Here is a 16,900-nt window from a genome sequence, read left to right as displayed (position 1 = left end):
TGACACCCTGATGTTCAGAGGTTCCCTCGGTGCATTGGAGTGTCCGCGAACAGAGGAGGACGATTGTCGTGTCCCAGCACGCTATTGCTGCTGTTGGCCGCCCTGTTCTGGGGCCTGTCCGGTGGGCTCGGGGGCGTACTGATCGATCGTGGTTGGGATCCGCTCGTGATTTCCTTCTATCGCGGCGCGGTCGGGCTGCTCGCCGTCCTGTGCTGGGTTGCCGTTCATCCGAAGCGTAGCGGTCTCGGCCGTGCGCCGCTGTGGTTCTGGTCGGTGTTGGCCGGTCTGGGCGTGACGGGCAATTTCGCACTCTATTTCGTCAGCGTCGAGCACGGCAGTCTGGCCGTCGGAGCCACCCTGATGTATTGCGCGCCGGTGTTCGTCTACCTGGTGTCCTTTTCGTTCGGGCTGGAGCCCCCGACGGCGGGGAAGTGGGTCGCGATGGCCCTCGTGCTGGTCGGTATCCTTCTTCTGGTCGAGGTGCATCGGCTCGACGCCGCTGCCATCACTCCCGTCGCGCTGGCTGCGGGGCTGCTGTCCGGGGCCTGCTACGCGCTGTTCATCTTCGGTTTCAAATACGCTTCTGCACACGGCAATGCCGCCGCCATTCTGTCGATCGCCTTCCTGGTTCTGGTGAGCGTTCTGGCCTGGCCGAGCGATCATCTGCAACTGCGCTCGGCATGGACCAGTCCCGATTGGCCGCTGTTCCTGGCGATCGGAGTGCTGGGTGCGGGCCTGTCCTTCGTGCTCTATGTGATCGGCCTGCGCCATACGCCGCCGCCGGTGGCCTCGGTCGTGGCGATGATCGAGCCGGTCACGGCCTCCCTGTTCGCTTTCGCGGTGCTCGGTGAGCGATTGACGGTGGTCCAGTGGTCAGGCGTGGCCCTGATCCTGTCGACCGTGACCGTGCTGAGCATGATCTCGAGGGACCACCGAAGGCCGCGCCGCTTGCGGCTCCGGCGGCATCGAACCGACCGGCAGCAGTGAGTGGCTGCCGTTGTGGGGTCGGGTCATCGTTCCAGAACGAAAGCGGCCCCGAGTCGGGGCCGCTGATTGCTACCGATTTGCCGCGTTTGTTCTCAGCGCTCGTAGGGTTTGACGGTCTGCTCGATGGCGCCGAAGTAGCTGTTGTCGTCGGCGTCGGTCATGTCGATGCGAACCGTGTCGCCGAACTGCATGAACGGGGTCTCCGGCTTGCCGTTGGCGATGATTTCCAGCATGCGCTTTTCCGCCAGGCAGCTGGCGCCGCGGCCCGTGTCCTGGTTGGCGATCGTGCCCGAGCCGAGGATCGTGCCCGCGGCCAGGGGCCGTGACTTGGCCGCATGGGCCAGCAGCTCTGCGAAGTTGAACTGCATGTCTTCACCGGCCTCCGGGTTGCCGAACAGCTCGCCGTTCAGGTGCGTGACCAGCGGGCGGTGCAGCTTGGAGTCCTGCCAGGCGTCACCCAGCTCGTCCGGCGTGGCCACGACCGGAGCCAGGGCGGAGCGCGGCTTGGACTGGAGGAAGCCGAAGCCCTTGGCCAGCTCGCCCGGGATCAGGTTCCTGAGCGAGACGTCGTTGAGGATCGTGACCAGCTGGATATGGTCGGCGCATTCGGCCGGGCTGGCGCCCATCGGCACGTCGTCGCAGATCACGCCGATCTCGGACTCGAAGTCGATGCCCCAGTCGGTACTTTCCATGACGATGTCGTCGCGCGGGCCAAGGAATCCGTCGCTGACCGCCTGGTACATCAGCGGATCGGTGAAGAAGCTCTCGGGCACCTCGGCGCCGCGCGCCTTGCGAACGCGCTCGACGTGCGGCAGGTAGGCCGAGCCGTCGACGAACTGGTAAGCGCGCGGCAGGGGAGAGGCCAGGGCGTTCATGTCCAGATCGAAGGCGCCGTCGGCCTGATCGGCCTGCAGGTCCTCGAACAGGCTGTTGAGCCGCGGAGCCGTGTTCGACCAGTCGTCCAGCGCGGCCTGCAGCGTCGGCGCGATGTCGGTCGCCTTGACCGCCCGTGAAAGATCGCGAGAGACCACGATCAGCGTCCCGTCCCGACCACCTTCTTTCAGTGTTGCCAATTTCATAAATAACGATCCTGCGATTTGAATTCGATGTGCTGGTTTCTGTAGCTCGCTACACCATCCGTCATCCCGGACCTGATCCGGGACTTGGCGACTTGGGTGCTGGAGGACGAGAAAAACCCATGCCTACCCCTTCCAACTATCCACATACCCCGTCCACTCGATCGACTCGGCCTGCTCGGTGACCTCGAGGGCATCACGCGTGTCGATCATCACGGCCACTTCCTCCGTGCCCTCGGCCTTCGGCGTGAAAGCATTCTTCAGCGCCTTCGGGTGCGGGCCATGGGTGAAGCCGCAGGGATGCAGGGTCATCATCCCCGGGTGGATGTTGTCGCGCGAGAAGAACTCGCCGGCGTGGTAGAAGATCAGCTCGTCGTAATCGTCGTTGTTGTGGAAGAACGGTACCTTGAGGGCGTCCGGGTCGGTCTCGAAGGGACGCGGCACGAAGGTGCAGATCACGAAGCGATTGGCCAGAAAGGTCGTGTGCGCCGAGGGCGGCAGGTGATAGCGGTGGCTCATCAAGGGGCGGATGTCGCGCCAGTTGATCTTCACCGGCATCAGATCGCCGTGCCAGCCGACGGCGTCGAGCGGATTGAACGGATAGGTGATCGTCGAGATGGCGTTGCGGCGCTTGACCCGCACCTTCCATTCGCCCTCGCCCTGCTGGGCCTTGAAGGCCTCGTCGATCTTCGGGGTGTCGAGCATCGCCGGGTCGAAGATCGCGTGCGGGCCGAGCAGGCCCTTGTCGGGCAGCATGTAGCTCGAGTTGGTGGCTTCGATGAGCAGCAACTCGACCGGGGCCTCGCTCTGAATCCGCCACATCGTGCCGCGCGGCAGCATGAGGTAGTCGCCGTCACGGAAGGGCAGGCGGCCGTAGTCGCAGTAGAGATCCCCGGCGCCTGCGTGGATGAACAGCATCTCGTCGCCGTCGGAATTGCGCACCAGGTGATCCATCTTCCCGTCGCTCTTCCACTGGCGGATGCGCGTGTGCGCGTTGTGCATCAGCTCCGTCGCCTCCCAGGGGGAGCCGGTGGAGGTATCGAGCCTGGTCGTGTCGAATGCGCGCGGCTTCAGCGGACCCTCGAAGTCCGTCCAGCCGGTCGGAGCATTCGGGTGGTACATGTGCGCTGCCGGACCGAAGAAACCCTCCTTGCCCAGCTCGCGTTCGTAGGTGCCCTCGGGCAGATCGCAATGCGCCTGCCGAGAGGCCTTGCCTTCCACTTTCGGATGCGTGATCCAGTTCTTCATAGCCATCTACCTTTTGGGTTCACCACGGAGGCACAGAGATCACAGAGAAAGGCCTTGAAAATTATTCTTTTCCTTTCTCTGTGCACTCAGTGCCTCTGTGGTGATTTGATTTGTTAGAGGACGCCGCGCTTGGCCTGGTCGCGTTCGATGGCTTCGAAGAGGGCCTGGAAGTTGCCTTCGCCGAAGCCTTCGTTGCCCTTGCGCTGGATGATCTCGAAGAAGATCGGGCCGATGTTGGTCTGGGTGAAGATCTGCAGCAGCTGCTTGTTCGACTCGTTCGGGTCGGCATCGATCAGGATCTTGTTCTTGCGCATGCGCTCGACGTCTTCACCGTGGTTCGGGATGCGCTGGTCGATCACGTCGAAGTAGGTGTCCGGCGTGTCGAGGAACTCGATGTCGTTGGCGTGCAGGGCCTCGACCGACTCGTAGATGCTGTCGGTGTAGAGCGCGATGTGCTGGACACCTTCGCCCTTGTACTCGTCGAGGTACTCGTTGATCTGGCTCTTCGGATTTTCGGATTCGTTGATGGGAATCGATATCTTGCCGTTCGGGGCGGTCATCGCCTTGGAACGCAGGCCGGTCTGCTGACCCTTGATGTCGAAGTACTTGACCTCGAAGAAGCCGAACAGCTTCTCGTAGAAGCCCGCCCATTCGGCCATGTTGCCGTTGTAGACGTTGTGGGTCAGGTGATCGACGAAGCTCAGGCCCACGCCGCGCGGGTTGCGTTCGACGGCCGGGTCGAAGTCGAACTGCGATTCCAGATCCTCGATGCCGCCGGTCAGATAGAGAGCGCTGCCGCCGATGCCGGAGATGGCCGGGCCATCGACGGCCAGGGTCTCGGGCTTGTTCTCGATGGGCTTGGCGCCGCGGGCCAGGGCCTGCTCGCGGGCATCGGCCGGGTCGCTGACGCGCAGCGCGAAGCCGGTGCAGCAGGGGCCGTGCTGGGCAGCGAAATCGCTGGCGAAGGAATCCGGGATCTCGTTGACCAGGAAGTTGATGTCGCCCTGGCGGTACAGGGTGACGGCCTTGGACTTGTGGCGGGCCACGGCCGTGAAGCCGAGGCGCTGGAACAGATCATGCAGCAGCGCGGCATCCGGGGCTGCGTACTCGATGAACTCGAAGCGATCGACACCCAGCGGGTTGGGACGTGTCTCGGTCATGGCCTTCACTCTCCTTGGCAGATTTCGGTGGTGGAGCCACGTTCCGGCGCGGCTCGGACTTGATCAATCCGCCCATATTAGTTACATTTGAAACCAATTTCAAGACGGTCCGACCATGCTCGATCTGGAACATTTCCTGCCCTACCGCCTGTCCGTGCTGTCCAACCAGGTCAGTGCCGGCATCGCTCGCACCTATGCCGAGCGCTTCGGCCTGAGCGTGACCGAGTGGCGGGTGATCGCCATCCTCGGACGCTTTCCCGGCATCTCGGCCACGGAAGTCACCGAGCGATCGGCGATGGACAAGGTGGCGGTGAGCCGCGCCGTGCGCCGCCTCATCGACCAGGGGCGTATCCGTCGCCAGGCCAATGCCGAGGATCGCCGGGCCAAGCACCTGTTCCTGAGCGATCAGGGGCAGTCCGTCTTCGACGCGATCGCGCCGGCGGCTCTGGCTTATGAAGAGGAGCTGCTGGGCGTGCTCAGTGCGTCCGAACGGCGTCAGCTCGACGCCTTGCTCGACCGTCTGCTCGAGGCGAGCCGCGCTTGAGTTTCGAGGTCCTCTACCGCGACGAGCAGCTCTGCGCGATCGACAAACCCTGCGGCCTGATGGTGCATCGTTCGAGCCGCAGCACCGACGACCGCTTCATCATGGGCATGCTGCGCGATCAGCTCGGCCAACGGGTCTGGCCGGTGCACCGTCTCGACCGGGCGACCTCCGGCGTGCTGCTGTTCGCCCTCGACCCCGACTCGGCCGGCGCCCTGGGCGAGCAGATGATGGCGCGCAGCGTCGCCAAGCGGTACCTGGCCGTGGTGCGCGGCCACATCGAAGAGGCCGGTCGAATCGACCACCCCCTGAAAGCCGAAGGCAAGGGCCCGGAACAGGAGGCCGTGACCGAGTACCGGCGTCTGGCCACGATGGAACTGGCGATTCCCATCGGGCGCTATCCAACGGCCCGCTACAGCCTGGTCGAGGCCCGGCCGGAAACGGGGCGGATGCACCAGCTGCGTCGCCACTTCAAGCATCGCTTCCATCCGATCATCGGCGACACCACCTACGGTGAAGGTCGTCACAACCGCCTGTTCCGCATCGAATTCGCCAGCCACCGCATGCTCCTGCACGCCAGCCAGCTGAGCTTCGAGCACCCGGCCGACGGTCGAGCCATGCAGATCGACTGCCCGCCGACGGGTGTCTTCGCCGATCTCATCGAGCGCTTCGAGCCCGACCGAAACCCCGAGCCGTAGGTCGGGGTCACATCCCCGACGACCGGAACATCCAGGTGTCTCCACTCGTCGGCTGTTTTTCTCACCACGAAGGCCACGAAGGGCACGAAGAAAAAGAATTCAAAAATGACCTGAGGCCGGTTTTTTCATTTCCTTCGTGGTTATTCGTTCAATTTCGACGAATCGATCCATGCCCCGCGTGCCTCCGTCAACCCGACGCCATTGAAGATCCAATGTCTTAGGAGACGCGACGATGCCTGCGATATTCGTGCGTCGGGTTGCCCGCGACAATTGCGGCATTGCGCCGTCGGTTTGACGGAGATGCCTGGGACATGGTCCGTCGGGCGTGTGAGCCCGACCTACTCGATGGCCGTTCTCCTTCGTGTCCTTCGTGGTTAGTCGTTCGATCTGGACCAAACCGAATTCAAACCCGTTAACCTATTCGGATCGAATTCTTTGAGTGAGCCCCAGAGCATCAATATGAGTATCAATATCTTTTCCCATTTCGACGGCGGCAATATCGAGGTCATCAAGGCCGAGCGGGCCGACGATATCCAGCTGCATATTCGTCCCGATGCCGGCGGGGAGCACATGCAGTGGTTCCATTTCCAGGTCTGCGATGCGGCCGGTCAGGACTGCGTGTTTACCCTCGACAATGCCGGTGAGGTGTCCTATCCGGAGGGCTTCAAGGACTACCAGGCCGTCTGCTCGGTGGACCAGGAGCACTGGTTCCGCGTGCCGACGGAGTTCGATGGCAAGCGCCTGATCATCCGGCATGCGCCGCCGGCCGACGTCGTCTACTACGCGTACTTCGCGCCGTATTCCCTGGACCGCCATCAGCGATTGATCGCCGATGCCCTGAGCTCCGAGCGCGTGCGCGCCGACACCCTCTGTTCCACGCCCGACGGCCATGCGCATACCCTGCTGGTCATCGGCGAAGAGGAAGAAGGCCGCAAGAAGCTCTGGATCACCGCGCGCCAGCACCCGGGCGAGACGATGGCCGAGTGGTGGGTCGAAGGCTTCCTCGGCCGCCTTCTCGATCCGGAGGACCCGGTCTCGCGACGCCTGCTCGAAGAGGCGGTCGTCTATCTGGTGCCGAACATGTGCATCGACGGTGGCGTGCGCGGGCATCTGCGGACCAACGCCCATGGCCGCAATCTCAACCGTGAATGGATCCGGCCCTGTCCGGAGCAGTCGCCCGAGGTCTACTACGTGGTCGAGCGGATGAAGGAGACCGGCGTCGACTTCGCCTTCGACGTCCATGGTGACGAGGGGCTGCCCTACAACTTCATCGCCGGCGCCGAGGGCATCCAGAGCTGGAACGAGCACAAGCAGTCGCAGCTCGATGACTTCAAGGCCCTGCTGGCCGAGATCAGTCCGGACTTCCAGACCGAGCACGGCTACGAGGTCGATGCCCCGGGCAGCGCCGATCTGAAGAAGTGCACGGATTTCGTGGCCGAGACCTTCGACTGCCTGGCCATGACCCTGGAAATGCCGTTCAAGGATTCGGCCATCACCCCGCTGCCGGAGACCGGCTGGAGTCCGGGTCGCAGCCAGACCCTGGGCATGGCCTGTGTCGATGCCTTCTGGCGGATTTTGCCGAAGCTCTAGGCGTGGAGTCTCAGTAGGGTGATTCGCAGCGCTGGGTGATCTGCGCCCAGCGCTGCTGCCAGTGCCTGGGCCACTCGCCCCGAAGTGCCGGCTCGGCAATGGGAAGCGGTGCGGCCGGACAGGGTTCGACGCTTGACCACCAGGCCAGGCACAGGCCCTGGCCCAGCGGGCGGCGTTCGCCGAGATTCGCGCAGGCGGCTGCATCCACCCCGAGCCGGTCGGGATCGATCGCCTGGCCAAGCTCCAGCTGGATCAGCGCGTCCAGGCCATCGAGCCAGGCGACCTGGGCATGATCACTGGCGGTGATCGCCTCGCGCTGCCTCAGCGCTTCCTCCATCGCGTTTTCAGCGGCGAGGTAATCGTCCTGCCAGTAGAGGGTCAGGGCGAGCATGCCGTAGCTGTAGGCAATGTCGGGATGGGCCTCGCCCTGGTGAACCCGTGCCAGGCCCTCGAGTGAATCCAGCCAGACTCGCTCGGCGGCTTCGTGGTCCCGGCGCGCCGAATGGACGCCCGCCAGATTGCCGAGGGAGGCGAGTGTCTGGGGGTGATCCTGGCCGTAGATGTCCCGCTTGTGGCGCCAGGACGCCTCGAACTGTTCGGCGGCCCGGTCCATGTCCTCCATCCTCCAGTAGACGATGCCCAGATCGTTCTCGATCTTGGCCAGATCGACGTGGCGCGGGTCGATGGAGTGTTGCAGGGCCCAGGCCTGTCGCAGGGTGGCTTCGGCCTCTTCGAGGCGGTCACTGAGCTCCAGGGCGCTGCCGAAGACCCGCAGCGCCGCGGCGCGTTGCTGGGGCTCGGGGCCGGCTTCGAGCACGGGTCGAATCAGGTTCAGCGCGGGTTCGGGCTGTGCATTGACCACGTACATGTCGGCCAGCTGGATGGCGATGCCCAGGGCGTCGGGCGAACCCGGCGCAGGGCCGTTCGGCGCCGAGCGCGCGCGCTCCAGATAGTCGATCGCCGCCTGGTAGTCGCCCTGCTCGTAGGCCGCCAGGCCTCGGCTGGACAGGATCGCCGCGGCGGCCGGGTGGGAGGGGCTCTCTTCGAGGCTGGCCAGGGCCCGGTCCAGGGTGGCGCTGGCATCCTCGACCAGACCGCGCTCGAGCTGGGTTCGGCCGACGGTCAGCAGGAGTTCGGTGCGGAGCGCCGGCTGGTCGGCCAGGTCGGTGGTCAATGCCTCCGCCCCTCTGCGCAGAAGTTCGGAGGCGGTCGGATCATGGCCGTACTCCCGGGTCGGGTCGGCGGCTTCCAGGATCCGGACGAGGAAGTCGCGGGCCGCCACCGCTCGATCGGCTTCCAGTCGGGCCAGGCGCGCCTGGTCGAGGGAAACCAGGCTGCCGCTGATCAAGGCCGCCAGCAGCAGGACGCCGAGCACGGCGGCCGCCGTGTGACGCTGCAACCAGCGGCTCAGATCGTAGAGACGCCCGCCCTGGCGAGCTCGAACCGGCCGATGATCCCGCCAGGCTTCGAGGTCGGCGATCAGCTCGGCCATGCTGCCGTAGCGATCGGACGGGTCTTCGGCCAGGGCCTTCCTGCAGATCGCGTCCAGATCGCCGCGCAGGCGCGCGGGCGCGAAGGGCAGCGCCGGATCGGCGCGCCGCGAAGGGGCCTGGAAGCCTTGCGCCGTGGCCGGACCCGGTCGTTCGCTGCGCAGCGGATGGCCGCTGAGCAGGCGATAGAGCACCGAGCCCAGGGAGAACACGTCCTGACGCGTGGTCGGCAGGGCGCCGGCCAAGCGTTCCGGAGCGGCGTGGGCGGGTGAACAGTAATGCGTGTCGAGGCTGGCCGCACCATCGTGCCGTCGGATCAGTGCGGCGATGCCGAAATCGACGACCCGAGCCTGGCCATCGCCGCTGACCAGGATGTTGGACGGCTTGATGTCGCAGTGGATGATCTGGCGCTGGTGGGCATCGTTCAGGGCCCGGGCGACCTGCAGGACGAGATCGACGCGCGCTTCGAGCCCCAGGCGGTTCCGGTCGGCGTAGCGGTCCAGCGTCAGGCCATCGACGAATTCCATCACCAGATAGGGGTGGCCGTCGTCGGCCGTGCCGCTGTCGATCAGGCGGGCGATGCCCGGGTGTTCGAGTCGGGCAAGGATGCGGATTTCCTCGTCCAGGCGATGGCTGCTGGATGGGCCGAGCTGCTCGAGATCCAGCACCTTGATCGCGACCTGCATGTCGAAGCGGCCATCGGCGCGATGGCCGAGGTGGACCACGCTCATGCCGCCCTGGCCGATGCGGCGATCGACCTGCCAGGGGCCGAGCCGGCGGCCGGTCCAGTCGATGGCGAGGGATTCCGGCGTTTCGTCCAGGTCCAGCAGCTCGGGTGCCGACTGCTCGCCGAGCAGGGGATCCGGGTCATCGTGGGCGTCGAGCAGGCGCTCCAGCAAGCGGCGATCGTCCTCGCTCAGATCGAGTTTTCCAAACTCGATCGCGCGTTCGTCGGGCGCAAGCTCGCTCAAGCGGTCGAAGTGCGCCTGGACGCGCTGCCAGCTGTCCGCATCAAGGCCCATGAGGACTCAGCCTGCGTCCAGTGCGGTCTTGAGCAGGGCGCGCGCCCGGGCCCAGTCGCGGGCCGCCGTTCGGGGCGAGATGCCCAGCACGTCGGCCGCCTCGTCGTTCGGGAGTCCGGCGAAGAAGCGCAGCTCGACCAGCTGGCGCAGGCGCTCGTCGATGCGTTCCAGGTCGCCCAGGGCCTCGTCGATGTCGAGAATGCGGTCGATCGGCACCGAGCGCGCGCCGTCGGCATCGCCCAGTTCGACCTGCTGCTGATCACCCCCGCGCTTCTGGGCGAGACGATAGCGGGCATGGTCGACGACCAGGCGGCGCATGGCCACGGCGGCCAGTCCGAGAAAGTGGCGATGATCGCGGAACTGGTGATCCTCGGGCGAAATGCGCAGCCAGACTTCGTGCACCAGGGCGGTGGTGTTGAGCGTGGCCGAGGGGAGGCGCCGCCGCTCGCGCCGGGCGATCTGGCGCATTTCTCGATACAACTGCTGGATCCGATCGGTGTCGGCCGGGTCGAAGCCTGCGGTCAGGTCCGTCTGCTGCTGCGACATCGAAAGCCAGTGTCCTTGGGGCCCGTCGCCATTCTGACCGATTCATGCCGGGAAATCAGCCGGACACCATGGCAGGGTTTCATCCCCGATTGCGACTGACATGGCAAGCACCGATTCCGATTGGAGTTCCATGACCATGTTCAAGCCCTTCCTGTTTGCTCTCGCGCTGGCATTTTCCGTGGCCGCACCTGCTGCCACCTTCGTCGTCAACGACCTCGGCGACGATCCGGATGCCAACCCGGGTGACGGCATCTGCGATATCCCGGCCGGTGGCCCACCCCGCTGCACCCTGCGGGCCGCCATCATGGAGGCCAACACCACGCCCGTGGTCGACTTCGTCGAATTCAGCCTGGGCCTGATCGTGATCAATATCACCGGCACACCGCTGCCGACGATCACGGCGGGGCTGTGGATCGATGCAACGACGGCACCGGGCTACAACGCCGGCGCCGAATCCACCCTCGATGCGCCGCCGTCTGTCTATATCAACGGCTCGGCGCTGACCGGCACGACCGCCGACGGTCTGCGTTCGTTCAATACGGACAACCTCAGCGTCGAGGGCCTGGGCATCATCAACTTTCCCGACAACGGCATCGAGTTCAACAACGGCGAGCCGGCCCTGATCGACAGCAACTGGATCGGTGTGACGCGGACCGGCGGCATCGCGGGCAACGGCGGTAGTGGCGTCTACCTCAATGGCGTGGATCGGGCGACGGTCGGACGTCGCCTGACCACCTCGCCGGAGCCCGATCGGGGCAATGTGATCTCGAACAACGGCGAGCATGGCATCTACCTGCTGCTCGGTGAGGATGCGGATATCGCCGGCAACTACATCGGCGTCGACCCGGTCGGTGGCGGTGACTTCGGCAATGGACTGGACGGCATTCGCGTGGTCGGCCCCAACAACCAGATCGGTGGCATCGTCAATACCTCCGAGCGTGGCAATGTGGTGGAGAACAACGGCGGTACCGGCATCTACACGCAAGCCGGCAACAATCTGATCTACAGCAATGCCGTGCGCTTCAACCAGGGCGACGGCATTCGTCTCAACGGTGCCAACAGCAGAATCGGCTTCACCAGCCCGCAGCTGGGCAATCTGGTCTCCGAGAACGGCGGCCATGGCGTCCAGGTCGGCAATGACTTCGCCTCCAGCGGCAATCTGATCCGTTACCTGACCAGCGTGAACAACAGCGGCCGCGGATTGTGGATCGTCAATGGCGACAACAACGAGGTGCGCGACAGTTCCTTTGCCGTCAACGGCGATGACGCGGTGCGTGTCGACGGCACGAATTCCCTGATCGTCGGCAACGAGATCGGTCTCCTCGACGGCGGCCTGTTCGGCAATACTGCCAACGGCATCGTCCTGGCGAATGACGGCAACGTCGCGCAATCCAATCTGATCGGTGGCGTTTCAGACGACGGGATCGATGTCCCTGGTGGCATCGGCAACCAGGTGCTCGACAACTACATCGGTGTTCGCGAGAACTACGCCGATATCGGGGTCGGCAATGCCGGGGTTCGTGTCCAGTCGGGTGCCGGCAGCACCCTGATCCAGGGCAACCGGATCGGTTTCAATTCGGATGGCATCGCGCTGATGGGGTCGGGCACCCGCATCTGCGCCAACTTCATCGGCGTGGGCGAGGGCAATCAGAATATCGGCAACGCCGTCGAAGGCGTGCGCATCGACGGCGGTGGCAACGTGGTCGGAGATCTGAATTCGAGCTGCGTCGGCAACCTGATCGGCTTCAACGCCTCGGACGGGGTCCAGATCTCCGGCGACGCGAACACGGTTCGCGATAACACGATCGGTGGTGTCCTGTTCACCGACCTCGGCAACCTGAACGCGGGCGTGTTTCTGGCCAACGGTTCCGACCTGAATCTGATCGAAGGCAATCAGCTGCACCACAACGGTAATGACGGCATTCGCGTCGCGGCGGGCGCCGGGACGCGCAACCGTTTCGACAGCAACGAGTTCGGCGAGAATGGCGATCAGAGCATCGACCTCGGTGACAACGGGCCGACCGCCAACGATGCGGGCGATGGCGATTCCGGCGCCAACAACCTGCAGAACTATCCCGAGATCACCAGCCTGGCCAGCGTCGGCGGGCAGCTCGAGATCCGTTATCGCGTCGACAGCTCCTTGGCCAACTCGAACTACCCGCTGACCATCGACTTCTACATCGAGGCCAACTTGCAGCGCGACATCTATCGCATTCATCGCGACACCTACAACCTCGCCCCCGGCAGCGAGCGCACGATCATGATCGCCCCACCGTTCCCGACCTCGCTGATCAGCGCCATGGTGATCGATAGCGAGGGCAACAGCTCCGAACTCAGCCCGGCGTTGCCCTACGAGGTGATTGCGTTGCCCGACATGATCTTCAACGATCGCTTCGAACAACCCTGAAGAAGGGGGGCGGCGAGGGGCGGGGCCTTCAACCGCCCTGAGGGTCGGATCGGTCTTGTCGATGTGTGATGGTCGTGGGGATGCCTGGGTGCCGGCGAATGGCGGCTGGGGCGCCTCCAGTGAGCTGCCATCGCTCCACTGGGGTGCCGACTGAAGGACGCTGCTGGCTTTCTGATTACTGCCGCGATCCTCAGCGCGGTCGAAGGCCCCACCCCTCGCCCTGGAGAATGGAGAAGAAGCGATCTAGGGAGCCTCTGAATAACTCTGCACGGAGCGCGTTTCAGCCGGAAAAGCCGCAGATCGTGTGGTGCGACGCGAGTGACAGTAGCCGTAGCGCCGTTCTGCAGGCAGGTACGGTTTGCCCGTAGGGCAAGAAGTGCCTGCCGGAAGAACGATCAGCGCGTTACGGCCGAGTGGCGCAACATGCGAGGTGCGGCTTTTCCGGCAGCTTGTCATCACAATCGCCAGATGGGAAGGGCCTTTGCGGGCCATCCGACGTGTTTCGACTCGCTCATTTGGAGTAACCAAACCACGCTCGCCGAAGCCACGCCTGCTGAGCCCGCAAAGACGCCTTCGCGCCCGCGCAGAGTTATTCAGAGGTTCCCTAGACCTTGCTGGCCGGGTCGACCAGTTCGAGGCGTCGGTAGGCGACGCCAGCCTGGGTGCGGTTGCGCACTTCGAGCTTGGCGAAGATCTCGCTCATATGGGCCTTGACGGTGCGCTCCTGGATGCCGAGCTGGTCGGCGATCTGCTTGTTCAGCTGGCCCTCGGCGACCATCGCCAGCACCCGGAACTGCTGCGGGGTCAGGCGGGCCATGCGCGCGGCCAGGGCCAGATCTTCGTCGTCACCGGCCAGGTCGGCCACGGCCTGGGCCAGGTGCGGAGGCACCCAGTCCTGGCAGTCGAGCACGGCGTCCAGCGCCCTGGACAGTTCGTCCAGACCGGAGCTTTTCGGGATGAAGCCGGCGGCGCCATGATCGAGGGCCCGGCGGATGACGCGGGGGTCTTCATTGGCGCTGACCACGACCACGGCCACGGCCGGGAAGTGGCAGCGGATCGAGGCCAGGCCCGCCAGGCCCTGATTGCCGGGCATGTGCAGGTCGAGCAGGACCAGGTCGATGTCCTCGTGCTGCTCGAGCGTCGCCAGGGTCTCGGGCAGATCACGGGCCTGGAGGATCTCGGCGTCGTCCAGGCAGCCGCCCAGGGCCTGCACCAGGGCGCCGCGGAACAGGGGATGGTCGTCGGCGATCAGGACTCGGGTGGCCATGGAATCGGCGGGCGTGGCGGACAGGACGCTAGACATTACCGTCCTGTCACTGCACGGTCCAGCCGCCGTCGACCACGATGGCCTGCCCGGTGATGTTGCGCGCGGCCGGCCCGATCAGGAAGGCGGTGATCCCGGCCAGCTCCTCGAAGCTGATGAACACGCCCTTCGGCATGGGCTTGAGCATGATCTGCTCGACCACTTCATCTTCGGACAGGCCGTGGTTGCGTGCCTGGTCGGCAATCTGCTTCTCGACCAGGGGGGTCTTGACGTAGGTCGGGCAGACCGTGTTGATGGTGATATCGCAGTCGGCGGTTTCCAGCGCGATGACCTTGGAAAAGCCGATCAGGCCATGCTTCGCGGCCACGTAGGCCGATTTGAAGGGGCTGGCCACCAGGGAGTGGATCGAGCCGATGTTGACGATCCGTCCGAAGCCGCGCTCGCGCATGCCGGGCAGCAGGGCGCGGCTCAGTCGGGCCACCCCGACCAGCATGACCTGGATCAGCTGGTCCCATTTTTCCATCGGGAAGTCCTCCAGCCTGGCCACGTGCTGCAGGCCGGCGTTGTTGACCAGGACGTCGACGGGTGCGGGGAGCCCCTCGACCAGGGCGTCGATCGAGGCCTCGGAACTCACGTCCAGAGCGGCGGCCGTGGCCTGGCCGCCAGCCGCCTGGATCCGCCGCGCCGTTGCTTCGGCCGCCGAGGTATCCAGGTCGGTGACGATCAGGGCATGCCCTTGCCCGGCGAGCTCGCAGGCGATGCCGGCGCCGATGCCGCTGCCGGCACCGGTGATGAGAATGTTCAGCGTCTGGCTCATGGTCTGCGTCGAGGTCCGCCTCGGAATGCCTGCGGAGCAGGCTAGCAAAGGCCGCGCGACGGCGCGCCTGTACCAAAGTCCATGGTGCCGCCCGCCCGCTCGCCTGCTAGGCTTTCGTCTTCCGAATTCCTCACGCGGAGCTATCGTCGTGGCCCGAATCCTCATCCTGATCCTGTTTCTGTCCCTGGTGGCCTGTCAGCACGAGGCCGACGAGGGCTCGTCGGCCGAACCGGCACCGACGGCGGCAACCGAAGCCGCCCCGATCGTGCGCATCACCGAGCACGCAGGTGGCGACGACCTGGTCACGGCCGGGCTCGGCCTCGAGGGCCTGATGGGGCCTGCGCCGGCGCCGGCCGATCCATCTTCACCGACGGCGGAGGAGCTTCGACGTCTGGCCTTTCATTCGACCTGGCGAGGCCTGGCCGCGCTCAACCCGGCCGGCGGCGTGGGTGGCCTGATCGAGTCCCTGCCGAAGGTCGAAGGGCAGGAGCGGATGGCCTTTCGTCGCCTGCCGGGGCGCAACAGCCCGGCGCGGGTCCTGTTGCAGATCCCGGCAGGCTTCGATCCTGCCTCGGCCTGTCTGCTGCTGGCACCGGCGTCCGGCTCGCGCGGCGTCTACGGCGCCGTGCCCCTGGTCGCGCCCTGGGCCCTGCCGAAAGGCTGCGCCGTGGCCTACACGGACAAGGGCGCAGGCAGCGATGTTCATGACTTCGACAGTGGCACGGGGGTGGGTCTGGACGGTCGACGGGTCGACCCCGGGATCGCCGAGACCGGGCTCCGGGCGCCAACGTTCGAAGGCGAGGTCCCTGCCGGCACGGTGGCGATCCCGCACGCGCATTCCGGGGATCATTCGGAAAAGGACTGGGGCCTGTACGTCCTCGACGCCGGTCGCTTCGCGCTCGAGCAGTTGCGCGAGGTCTACGGCCCGGCGCTGGACGAAGACGCGCTGATGGTCATTGCCGCTGGCCTGTCCAACGGCGGCGGTGCCGTGTTGCGTGCCGCCGAGCAGGACGAGGCGGGATTCATCGACGGCGTGTTCTCGATGATGCCCAACGTGAGCGTCCCCGGTGTGCCGCACCTGTATGAGCTGGGCACGCTGGCGGCGCTCTATCAACCCTGCATGCTCGGTGACCTCGAGGCCACGATGGAGATGGTGCTCGGCAACCCGCTGCTGGCTGCGGCCGGTCAGCAGCGCTGCACCAGCCTGTCCATCGCCGGGCTGCTGGAGGCCTCGGAGCCGGCCGAGGCGCGCGCCCGGCTGATCGAGGCCGGCTTCGACGAGCATGCGCTCGGCCTGGCCGCGACCAACGTGGCCCTGGACCTCTGGCGCACCGTGGCCGTGACCTACAGTTCGGCCTATCTGGGTCGCGGTCCGCTGGACATGCCCTGTGGCTACGGCTTCGATGCGTCTTCGGCAACGCCGGAACAGGTCCGGACCTGGTGGTCGATCTTCTCGGGCATCGCGCCCGGGGCGGGGATCGAGCTCGTCGATGGGCAGGCAGAAGGACGCGATCCGGCGCTGGCCGGTCTGCGCTGCCTCTACGAGCTGAACGACCGGTCCACGGAGTACGGGGAGACGCTCTACCAGGCGATCGAAGCGACCCGCGCCACGGCCCGGCCACGACCGGACGTGCCCGTGCTGCTGGTGCACGGTCGTGAGGATGGATTGATCCCCGCAGGACTGACGTCCCGGCCCTACCTCGAGCAGGCGCGCGCCAACGGCGCCCGCATTGCCTACTGGGAAGTGGCCCGGGCCCAGCATTTCGATGCCCTGCTGGCGGTGCCCACCCTGGCCGGGCGCCTGGTGCCGATGCTGCCCTACGGCTGGGCCGGCCTGGATCATCTGCTTGCCGTGCTGGAAGGGGAGCGTGAACTCGGCGAGGATCGTCGAATCGAGCCCGATCCGCCAGCGGCGGGCGAAGCCCTCGCCCGGGAGGACCTGGGTCTCTAGTGGCCCACTAGCACGGTCTTCTTCCGAGCTTGACGAGAGGCGGCTAGGCTGGGGTTTTTCCATCCTGGAGCATTGCGATGGCGTTCTGCTTTCGTTGGGCCGG

Annotated in this window: 13 protein-coding genes; 6 read left to right on the top strand and 7 right to left on the bottom strand. The window is 65.5% G+C overall.

From position 1 onward, the window contains the following. Window positions 1–63: 63 nt before the first annotated feature. Window positions 64–987 (top strand): DMT family transporter, encoded by a 924-nt coding sequence (locus tag WM2015_RS11825; protein ID WP_156201138.1) that lies wholly within the window; start codon window positions 64–66, stop codon window positions 985–987. A 92-nt stretch (window positions 988–1,079) separates the two neighbouring features. On the opposite strand, the gene WM2015_RS11820 is transcribed toward WM2015_RS11825, so the two are convergent. The 3 genes from WM2015_RS11820 to hppD form a co-directional block, all read right to left on the bottom strand. Then, window positions 1,080–2,066 (bottom strand): fumarylacetoacetate hydrolase family protein, encoded by a 987-nt coding sequence (locus WM2015_RS11820; RefSeq protein ID WP_049726235.1) that lies wholly within the window; start codon window positions 2,064–2,066, stop codon window positions 1,080–1,082. A gap of 123 nt (window positions 2,067–2,189) precedes the next feature. Beyond that, a complete protein-coding gene (locus WM2015_RS11815) occupies window positions 2,190–3,311 on the bottom strand; it encodes a homogentisate 1,2-dioxygenase (RefSeq protein WP_049726234.1) in 1,122 nt (373 codons plus the stop codon). Window positions 3,312–3,424: 113 nt separating this feature from the next. Next, a complete protein-coding gene (gene hppD / locus WM2015_RS11810; RefSeq protein ID WP_049726233.1) occupies window positions 3,425–4,471 on the bottom strand; it encodes a 4-hydroxyphenylpyruvate dioxygenase in 1,047 nt (348 codons plus the stop codon). A 115-nt stretch (window positions 4,472–4,586) separates the two neighbouring features. Here hppD and WM2015_RS11805 point away from each other — a divergent pair, with 115 nt between their 5' ends. From WM2015_RS11805 to WM2015_RS11795, 3 genes are all read left to right on the top strand, one after another. Then, window positions 4,587–5,015 (top strand): MarR family winged helix-turn-helix transcriptional regulator, encoded by a 429-nt coding sequence (locus WM2015_RS11805; RefSeq protein WP_049726232.1) that lies wholly within the window; start codon window positions 4,587–4,589, stop codon window positions 5,013–5,015. Further along, a complete protein-coding gene (locus WM2015_RS11800; RefSeq protein WP_245609763.1) occupies window positions 5,012–5,710 on the top strand; it encodes a pseudouridine synthase in 699 nt (232 codons plus the stop codon). Before WM2015_RS11805 ends, WM2015_RS11800 begins: the two co-directional genes overlap by 4 nt. Window positions 5,711–6,169: 459 nt before the next feature. Next, on the top strand, window positions 6,170–7,300 hold the full coding sequence (locus WM2015_RS11795) for a M14 family metallopeptidase (RefSeq protein WP_211260929.1): 1,131 nt from the start codon (window positions 6,170–6,172) through the stop codon (window positions 7,298–7,300). 10 nt (window positions 7,301–7,310) lie between these two features. Here WM2015_RS11795 and WM2015_RS11790 read toward each other — a convergent pair whose 3' ends face one another. Next, on the bottom strand, window positions 7,311–9,812 hold the full coding sequence (locus WM2015_RS11790) for a serine/threonine-protein kinase (protein WP_049726231.1): 2,502 nt from the start codon (window positions 9,810–9,812) through the stop codon (window positions 7,311–7,313). 6 nt (window positions 9,813–9,818) lie between these two features. Continuing rightward, entirely contained in the window at window positions 9,819–10,358 is a 540-nt protein-coding gene (locus tag WM2015_RS11785) for an ECF-type sigma factor (protein ID WP_049726230.1), read from the bottom strand. Between the two features lie 130 nt (window positions 10,359–10,488). On the opposite strand from WM2015_RS11785, the gene WM2015_RS11780 reads away from it, so the two are divergent. Beyond that, window positions 10,489–12,765, top strand: coding sequence for a right-handed parallel beta-helix repeat-containing protein (locus tag WM2015_RS11780; RefSeq protein ID WP_169751165.1), 2,277 nt, complete (start codon window positions 10,489–10,491; stop codon window positions 12,763–12,765). Between the two features lie 604 nt (window positions 12,766–13,369). Here the strand turns inward: WM2015_RS11780 and WM2015_RS11775 are convergent. Further along, window positions 13,370–14,068 (bottom strand): response regulator transcription factor, encoded by a 699-nt coding sequence (locus WM2015_RS11775; protein ID WP_245609762.1) that lies wholly within the window; start codon window positions 14,066–14,068, stop codon window positions 13,370–13,372. A 10-nt stretch (window positions 14,069–14,078) separates the two neighbouring features. After that, window positions 14,079–14,846 (bottom strand): 3-hydroxybutyrate dehydrogenase, encoded by a 768-nt coding sequence (locus WM2015_RS11770; RefSeq protein ID WP_049726228.1) that lies wholly within the window; start codon window positions 14,844–14,846, stop codon window positions 14,079–14,081. A gap of 148 nt (window positions 14,847–14,994) precedes the next feature. Here WM2015_RS11770 and WM2015_RS11765 point away from each other — a divergent pair, with 148 nt between their 5' ends. After that, complete coding sequence (locus tag WM2015_RS11765) at window positions 14,995–16,797, top strand: 3-hydroxybutyrate oligomer hydrolase family protein (protein WP_049726227.1); 1,803 nt, start codon at window positions 14,995–14,997, stop codon at window positions 16,795–16,797. The last annotated feature ends 103 nt before the right edge of the window (window positions 16,798–16,900 follow it).

It is taken from the genome of Wenzhouxiangella marina (assembly GCF_001187785.1).
In the GTDB taxonomy this organism is placed as follows: Bacteria; Pseudomonadota; Gammaproteobacteria; order Xanthomonadales; family Wenzhouxiangellaceae; genus Wenzhouxiangella; species Wenzhouxiangella marina.
This window is presented reverse-complemented; position numbering and strand designations above follow the sequence as displayed.

Coding starts and splice junctions, on each gene's coding strand:
- WM2015_RS11805 (WP_049726232.1), top strand. CDS start 4,587: ATGCTCGATCTGGAACATTTCCTGCCCTACCGCCTGTCCGTGCTGTCC.
- WM2015_RS11770 (WP_049726228.1), bottom strand. CDS start 14,846: ATGAGCCAGACGCTGAACATTCTCATCACCGGTGCCGGCAGCGGCATC.
- WM2015_RS11820 (WP_049726235.1), bottom strand. CDS start 2,066: ATGAAATTGGCAACACTGAAAGAAGGTGGTCGGGACGGGACGCTGATC.
- WM2015_RS11795 (WP_211260929.1), top strand. CDS start 6,170: ATGAGTATCAATATCTTTTCCCATTTCGACGGCGGCAATATCGAGGTC.
- WM2015_RS11775 (WP_245609762.1), bottom strand. CDS start 14,068: ATGTCTAGCGTCCTGTCCGCCACGCCCGCCGATTCCATGGCCACCCGA.
- WM2015_RS11815 (WP_049726234.1), bottom strand. CDS start 3,311: ATGAAGAACTGGATCACGCATCCGAAAGTGGAAGGCAAGGCCTCTCGG.
- WM2015_RS11785 (WP_049726230.1), bottom strand. CDS start 10,358: ATGTCGCAGCAGCAGACGGACCTGACCGCAGGCTTCGACCCGGCCGAC.
- hppD (WP_049726233.1), bottom strand. CDS start 4,471: ATGACCGAGACACGTCCCAACCCGCTGGGTGTCGATCGCTTCGAGTTC.
- WM2015_RS11790 (WP_049726231.1), bottom strand. CDS start 9,812: ATGGGCCTTGATGCGGACAGCTGGCAGCGCGTCCAGGCGCACTTCGAC.
- WM2015_RS11780 (WP_169751165.1), top strand. CDS start 10,489: ATGACCATGTTCAAGCCCTTCCTGTTTGCTCTCGCGCTGGCATTTTCC.